The 7,769-nt window shown below is 29.8% G+C and carries 8 protein-coding genes; 6 read left to right on the top strand and 2 right to left on the bottom strand.

Annotated features, from left to right (window positions below; all coding sequences use genetic code 11):
- The 6 genes from F594_RS0108450 to csaB all read left to right on the top strand — a co-directional run.
- A partial coding sequence (locus F594_RS0108450; protein ID WP_019035270.1) for an IS3 family transposase occupies positions 1–220 on the top strand: 220 nt, incomplete at its 5' end.
- Between the two features lie 141 nt (positions 221–361).
- On the top strand, positions 362–1,489 hold the full coding sequence (locus F594_RS0108445; protein WP_019035269.1) for a glycosyltransferase family 4 protein: 1,128 nt from the start codon (positions 362–364) through the stop codon (positions 1,487–1,489).
- Positions 1,476–1,961, top strand: a complete 486-nt coding sequence (locus tag F594_RS0108440; protein WP_009345082.1) for a DUF4330 domain-containing protein — start codon at positions 1,476–1,478, stop codon at positions 1,959–1,961. The genes F594_RS0108445 and F594_RS0108440 overlap by 14 nt, the downstream gene beginning before the upstream one ends.
- A gap of 4 nt (positions 1,962–1,965) precedes the next feature.
- Positions 1,966–2,505: a hypothetical protein gene (locus tag F594_RS0108435; RefSeq protein WP_019035268.1), complete on the top strand. Its 540-nt coding sequence runs from the start codon at positions 1,966–1,968 to the stop codon at positions 2,503–2,505.
- The gene (locus F594_RS0108430; protein WP_019035267.1) at positions 2,496–3,854 is read left to right on the top strand and encodes an O-antigen ligase family protein; all 1,359 of its coding nucleotides are present in this window, start codon (positions 2,496–2,498) and stop codon (positions 3,852–3,854) included. Before F594_RS0108435 ends, F594_RS0108430 begins: the two co-directional genes overlap by 10 nt.
- The gene (csaB, locus tag F594_RS0108425) at positions 3,851–4,945 is read left to right on the top strand and encodes a polysaccharide pyruvyl transferase CsaB (RefSeq protein ID WP_019035266.1); all 1,095 of its coding nucleotides are present in this window, start codon (positions 3,851–3,853) and stop codon (positions 4,943–4,945) included. Before F594_RS0108430 ends, csaB begins: the two co-directional genes overlap by 4 nt.
- 114 nt (positions 4,946–5,059) lie before the next feature.
- Here the strand turns inward: csaB and nrdG are convergent, their stop codons facing one another.
- Together nrdG and nrdD are read right to left on the bottom strand one after the other, a co-directional pair.
- Entirely contained in the window at positions 5,060–5,563 is a 504-nt protein-coding gene (nrdG, locus tag F594_RS0108420; protein ID WP_019035265.1) for an anaerobic ribonucleoside-triphosphate reductase activating protein, read from the bottom strand.
- The gene (nrdD, locus tag F594_RS0108415; protein ID WP_019035264.1) at positions 5,563–7,686 is read right to left on the bottom strand and encodes an anaerobic ribonucleoside-triphosphate reductase; all 2,124 of its coding nucleotides are present in this window, start codon (positions 7,684–7,686) and stop codon (positions 5,563–5,565) included. Before nrdD ends, nrdG begins: the two co-directional genes overlap by 1 nt.
- Positions 7,687–7,769: the final 83 nt, after the last annotated feature.

The raw sequence follows: 7,769 nt of genomic DNA, 5'->3' as shown, positions 1-7,769 counted from the left end.
CCAATCAATGTCAAGAAAGGGAAATTGCCTAGATAACTCCCCAATGGAAAACTTCTTTGGGATACTAAAACAAGAAATCTACCATGGTAAAAAATTCTATTCATACAAAGAATTAAAAGAAACAATAGAAGAATATATCGAATATTACAATAAAGATAGGATAAAAGAAAAATTAGGATATTTAAGTCCAATAGAATATAGAGAAAAGAATGCAGCATAAAAAATACCAGAGAAAATATAAATTCTCTCTGGTATTTGGTCCAACTTTATGGGGTCACCACATTTTTAGGATGTTTTTTTATAAAAAAGCTACAAATATATGGAAATTTATTATATACTTATCTAAGTAAGGAGGAGAGTTATGATTAAAGTTCTCCATTTAATTAGTGGCGGAGATACAGGCGGAGCCAAAACTCATATTTTTTCTTTAATGAAGGGCTTAAAAAATCTTGTAGATGCAAGAATAATTTGCTTCATTAAAGATTCTTTTTATGATGAGGCTAAAGATTTAGGTTATAACATCAAAGTTTTTCCACAAAAATCTAGGGCCGATATGTCTGTTGTTAAAAAATTAAGAGAAGAGATTGATAGAGAAAAATTTGATATTATCCATGCTCATGGAGCCAGAGCAAATTTTATTGTTATGTTTTTAAAAAAATATATAAGAGTTCCTGTAATTACTACGATTCATTCTGATTATAAATTAGATTTTAAAGATTCATTTTATAAGAATCTTGTCTTTACAACTTTAAATAAAGTTGCTTTGAAATATTTTGATTATTATATAACTGTTTCAGATTCTTTCAGGCAAATGCTTATTGAGAGAAATTTTAATAAAGACAAAATTTTCGTATTATATAACGGTATAGATAAGGATAAAAAATTTAATTTTATCCCCAAAGAAGATTTTCTTTCAAGATATAATATTAATTATAATGGGGAGTTCTTGGTAGGTATAGCTGCAAGGCTTGACAAGGTAAAGGACCATCAAACTTTTATAGCTGCTTGCAAAGAAGTCTTAAAAGAAAACACCGATATTATTTTTCTTATTGCAGGAGAAGGGGAAGAGAAGGAAAATTTGCTTAAAGAAATTAAGGGTTTTGAGAAAAATATTTATTTTCTAGACTTTGTTAAAGATAACTATTCTTTCTTTAATGCTATTGATTTAAATGTTTTGACCAGCATATCTGAGTCCTTTCCCTATGTTATTTTAGAAAGTGCTCTTATGAATGTAGCAAGCATTTCAACAGATGTTGGGGGCATATCTAAGGTAATTATAAATGATAAGACAGGATATTTAATTGGAGTTTGTGATTATAAGAGCTTAAGCCAAAAAATACTTTACCTGTACAACAACAGGCAAAAGTTAAAAGAATTAGGAGAAAATATCCATAAGCTTGTAGAAGAAAAATTCTCTACTGATGCTATGGGTAAGGCACAATTTGAAATTTATAATAAAATTTTGGAGGAATATAATGAAAATAATTGATAAAAAAGGTAAGATATTTGGCATTATCAATATTATTGATTTATTGGTGATTTTGTTAGTAGCTTTAATTGCTGTATTCGGTGCTAAAAGACTATCTAAATCGCCTTCAGTTTCAAATGCTCAAAGCAAGAAGGGCATAATATATATGGATGTTAATGAAGTTAAAATGGCAACTGTTTCTAAGATTAAAGAAGGGGACCCCTTGTATGATTATGATAAGGGAACCTACCTAGGCAAGATAAAAAAAGTTTCTTACGAACCTTTTAAAAAAGAAGTTGAATATAAGGGACAAGTTGTTTTAGCAGAAGTTCCAGAAAAATATATTGTTCATATGGAAGTTGAATGTGATGTGAAAGAAAATGACGATTTCTATCAAGTTGGAACTGAACAAATTAGAATCGGCAACCAACAAAGAGTAAAGAATAAAAATATTGCAACTTTTGCAATAGTGATGGACATAAAAGTAGAGTGATAAAATGTATAATTCCATAATTGTTGGAATATCAATGAAAATTACCAGTAAATTAGGAGAAATTTATTCCCATAGTTTACTGAGTAAATTGATAAAAAAATTAAATATTTTTGCCAATTTTTATAGGTACTCATTTGTTAGAAGAACTTTAAATGATGGAAAATCTATATTTGAAAATTCTTTTACCTATAAAATATTCATAGGATTTTTTGGGATTTTAAATTGTTTTTGTAATTTTTTAAATAGAATTTTGAGAGAACCTATAAAGAATTCTCTTTTTCTAAGTCCTATTAAAGTTGTAGCAAAGGATTTGAATTCATTATTATCCTTTATATTTACCTTTATACTCTATTGTGGTTTGTTTACAAGCATATATGGTCTTGTATTTTCTAAGCCTATCAAGCTAAGTCTTATCATTTTACTATTAGGTTTTATTGGAGCAAGCTTAAAGGGTTTATACAAGGATATACTAGATAATTCTTTATTTATAAATTACTTTACAGATTTCTTTAAACTAGACAAAGAGGTGGACCAATGGTGGTAAGAACAAAAAAACTTCCTTTGATAATTTTTATGGCATTACTTGTCCTAGTATCCTATATATTTCTAAGCACAAAATTTTTTCTTGCTACAATGCTTGTGTTTTGCGGAATATTTTTTGTCCTTTACGATATAAAAATTGGTCTTTGCCTTATGGCTTTTGCTTATCCATTTTTACCTGATATCATTGGACTTTTAGGTTTTTTATCCATGGGCTTTGTAATATTTTTAAGAAAAATTTTATTGGACCAAAGAGATTTTACAGTAGATATTTATGGTCTAAGCATAGGATTTTTTATAGTTTTAGCCCTTGTAAATACCCTGACATCGGTAAATGTAGGGGGCTCTATAAGAGATCTTGGTCTGAACTGTGCAGGAGTTTCTTTTGTTTTTGCCATGGTTAACAGTCTAAGAAAAAAAGAAGATATAAATGTTTTTGTATCAGTTTTAATGGTTTCAGTCTTAATGGTTGCTCTAGTAGGTATAAGACAAATTTTTACAGGTGTTGTTATGAGACCAGAGTGGACTGATGTGGAAAATTCACAAGATATAGCAGTTAGAATTTACTCTGTATTCACTAATCCCAATATTTTTGCAGAATATTTAGTAATGACTATTCCCTTAGGTGTTGGTCTTATGTGGTATACCAAATCTATGAAGAAAAAAATGCTATTTATGGCAGGAGTTGGACTTTTGCTTATAGCCTTAGTGATGACAATGTCAAGAGGCGGCTGGTTAGGAATTTTTGTTGCGGCATTTATTTTTGTCTTAATTGTAGATAAAAGACTATTACTTTTGTCCATACCAATTATTCTTATAATGATTCCTTTCCTACCAAAAAGTATATTGGAAAGATTTATTTCCATAGGCTCAAATGTGGATTCATCTATCCTATATAGAACTAAGATATATGATATAACCTTTCATTTAATAAAGGATAATTTCATAAATGGTGTAGGCTTTGGCTATATACCGTTCAAGCAAGTTTTTGAAACTTATATAAGAACAATGCCCATTTATCACGCCCACAATACTTTTCTTGAAATCTTTGCAGAAGGCGGAATAATAGGACTTCTTGTGTTTTTATATATGATTTTTTCTATATTAAAAAATGCTAATTTATATTTAGCAAAAAGTGATGATAAATATATAAAATATTTGGGAGCTGGTGCGATTGCATCTTTATTTGGAATTTTAGCCAATGGGATGACTGAACATATTTTATATATGCCAAGGATAATATTTACATTTTGGATTTTACTAGGAATAATTATTAGTCTTATAAGAATTTCTAAAAATGAAAAATTAGAGCTAACAAAAAAAGAAAATTTAAAAGTAGAAGGGGTTTCATGAAAAAAATTCTTTTTTCCGGCTACTTTGGTTTTGATAACTCAGGTGATGATGCCATCTTAAAAGCCATGGTAGATGATTTTAAAAAACTAAATATTGATATTGAATTAAAGGCCTTTTCTAACAATCCAGTAAAAACGGAAAAAATTTATGATATCAAAAGTGCCGATAGGTTCAACCTATCTCATCTTATCGCAAATTTAAAGGAAACAGACCTCTTTATATCAGGGGGAGGTTCGCTTCTTCAAGATGTAACCTCAACTAGGTCACTTGCATACTATTTATTTTTAATCTTTCTTGCCAAAATTTTAGGTAAAAAAGTCTATGTTTATGCAAATGGTATAGGACCGATAAATAAGCCCTTTAACAGATTTATGACAAAAATCATTCTGGAAAAAGTTGACTTCATAAGTTTAAGAGATAAGCTTTCTTATGACTTTGTAAAAAAGTTAAAATTAAAAAATAAAAATATTAAAGTAACGGCTGATCCTGTATTCTCACTGGAGCCTATAAGTGACAAAAAAACAGAAGAAATTTTGGCTAAGGAAGGCATAAAAATTTCTCAAAATACAATTGGTATATGTATAAGAGAATGGAAAAAAGCACAAGACTTAAAGGAAAAATTAGCCTATGTCTGTGATTATTTGGTAGATATGGGTTATGATGTCTTGCTTGTTCCCTTTCATATGCCAAGAGATAATGTTTATTCAATGGAACTTGCAAAATTGTGCAAAAATAAGGACAGAATTTCTACAATTACAAAAACTTACAAGGCTCAAGAACTTATGGGAATATTTAGAAAATGCAAATTATTATTAGCCATGCGCCTACATTCAGTAATTTATGCAGCAGTTGTAAATCTTCCCATGGTAGGTCTTATATATGATCCAAAAGTAAGGGCAATGGTAGATGAACTTGGAATCAGTGAGTCTGTAGATGTAGAAACTTTCACCACAGATGAGTTAATAGACCAGGTGAAAAAAGCCCTAGATAATCTAGATCAAAGAAGAATTATTTTAGAAAAAAATACCAATAAAAAGAAAGAAAAAGCAAAAGAGAATATTTCCATAGCCTTAGAGTTATTAAATAAATAAAACAATATATATAGTAAAAGTGCCAGTTCATAATTAACTGACACTTTTACTATATCACCTTTATAAAAGGCTTAAATTAATAACTGAATTATTTACTTGTAACTATCTTTGGTTTTAATTCATAAATTTATCAATTGTTATAATCTTATTTTCTTCTTGAGATTTTTTTACATCTATTATTCTTTGATTGGAGGAACCTCTAAATTTTAGCCTTAGATCTTTAAGTTTTATTATAAATAGACCATCTACCAAAACGTCACAATAGCTTAAGAGTTTTTTCTTCAGTGGGTCAGCTTGTATTTGTTCGTAAGTGTAACCTGAATATATCCAAATAGATTTATGGCTTTTTTCTCTAATTTTTCCTACAATTTCTATTAAATCCTCAGTATTTTGAAAGGGCTCGCCACCTAAAATGGTAAGCCCCTTTATTTCTTCTAAATTCATATAGGAAATTATCTTTTTGGTTTCTTCATTGGTCCACAACTTACCATAGCTAAAATCTTGATACTCTTTATTGAAACATTGGGGGCATTTATGATTGCAACCAGTAACAAAAAAGCTACATCTTATTCCAGGTCCGTTTGCGACATCATATTTTCTTATTTGACCATATTTCATTATATATGAAGCACTCTATCTTTTATTTCCTTAGTTCTTCCTTCATTCCAGAAATTTTCGCCTAAATATCCGCAGGTTCTTCTTACTACAGTTAAAGTTGCACGGTCAGTGTTGCCACATTGTGGACATTGCCATTGACCATCTTCGTTTAATTTTATTTCTCCATCAAAACCACATTCTGCACAATAATCTGATTTAGTGTTAAATTCTGCATATTGGATATTATCATAAATATATCTTACAATTGTTTCCAAAGCTTCAAGGTTGTGTTCCATGTTTGGAATTTCTACATAGGATATGCAACCACCTGAAGATTTATCTTGGAATTTTGATTCGAAAGAAAATTTTTCAAAGGCAGAAATTTCTTCACGCACATCTACATGGAATGAGTTTGTATAGTAACCCTTGTCTGTAACATTTTCTATAATTCCGAATCTTTTTCTATCTATTGAATTGAATCTGTTAGTTAAGGATTCAGCAGGAGTTGCGTATAGGGTAAATTTAATTCCATATTCTTTGGTCCATTTTTTTACTGCTGCGTTTAATGTATCCATAATTCTCATTGCAAAAGGATAGCCCTTAGCATCTGTATGGGATACGCCCTTAGTTAAATATGTCGCTTCATAAATTCCTATATATCCTAATGATACTGTTGAATATCCATCCAATAGAAGAGGAGCTATACTTTCATGCTTGCCAAGTCTTGCAATTGCTCCATGTTGCCAGTGGATTGGTGAGGAATCACTAGTTACTTTCTTTAAATGTTCGTATCTTAAAAGTCCAACTCTTTTTACAAGGTCTAGTCTTTTGTTTAAAATTTCAAAGAATTTATTTTCATCGCCATTTGCTAAAATTCCTATTTGTGGAAGATTAATTGTGCAAGCTCCCATATTGAAACGACCATCAAATTTGTATTTGCCTTTTTGGTCTTTGTATGGTGGTAAAAATGCCCTGCAGCCCATTGGTGAAAATACATTTCCTTCGTAATTTGAAGCCATTTTTTTAGCTGAAATGTAATCAGGATACATTCTTTTAGCTGTGCAACGGATAGCTAAACTTGTTAGATAATAATATTTTGAATCCTTGTGTATATTATTTTCATCTAGTACATATATTAATTTTGGAAAAGCTGGTGTTACATAAACTCCGGCGTCATTTTTTATTCCTTTAATTCTTTGTTTTAAAATTTCTTCAATAATAAGTGCAACTTCATTTTCATAAATATCGCCGTCTTTAATATGCATAAACAAGGTTACAAAGGGTGCTTGTCCATTTGAAGTCATTAGAGTATTTATTTGATATTGTATTGTTTGAATACCACTTTCCAAATCCTTTTGAGTCATTTTTTTTGCCATTTTTTCAGCCAAATCTACATCGCCTAGGGTTTCTATAGCTGTACTTAAATTTTTATCAAAGGATCTTCTTAAATATTTCCCTAAACAAGAAATATCTATTGATTGACCGCCGTATTGATTTGATGCTATCTGCGCAATTATTTGTGTCATTACGTTGCAAGCTACTTGGAATGATTTTGGAGTTTCGATCATCTTTCCATTTACTACTGTTCCGTTATCAAGCATATCTTTCATATTTACCAAACAACAGTTAAAAATTGGTTGGATAATATAATCCATATCATGAATATGAATTGCTCCAGATTCGTGAGCTTCCACTAGATCTAGTGGTATCATTTTTCTTTTAGCTATATCTTTTGATACTTCTCCTGCTATTAAATCCCTTTGTGTAGATGCGATTATTGGATTTTTATTTGAATTTTCATCCATTACATCAATGTTTGTTTCATTTAATAAGCCTAAAATTTCATTGTCTGTTGTATTTTGTTCCCTCTTATATTGTTGAACTGACTTGTAAGATTCGTAAGCTCTTGCTGTTGCAGGGTTATTATAATTTATGAGTTTATAATAAACTTCAGTTTCAATATCATAAATAGACATGGGAACTTCTTTTGTATTTGCATATTCTTCAATTTCTCTTGCGATTTTTTCTGCTTGGTCTTCTACAAAAACTCCTGTTGTAGAATTCATTGCTTTTTCTATTGCTATTGTGATTTTTTCTTTGTCAAATGGGACCTCGGTTCCATTTCTTTTTATTACCGTTAACATAATGCCCTCCCTTTTCAAATAATTATACAACATATTGTGTATAAAAGGAACATAAAAACTATATCTTGTAGAAATTTTACATT

Origin of the sequence: Peptoniphilus lacrimalis DSM 7455 (assembly GCF_000378725.1) — a bacterium.
Classification (GTDB): Bacteria; Bacillota; Clostridia; order Tissierellales; family Peptoniphilaceae; genus Peptoniphilus_A; species Peptoniphilus_A lacrimalis.
The sequence above is the reverse complement of the archived record's forward strand: the minus strand, read 5'-3'. Positions and strand labels throughout refer to the sequence as shown.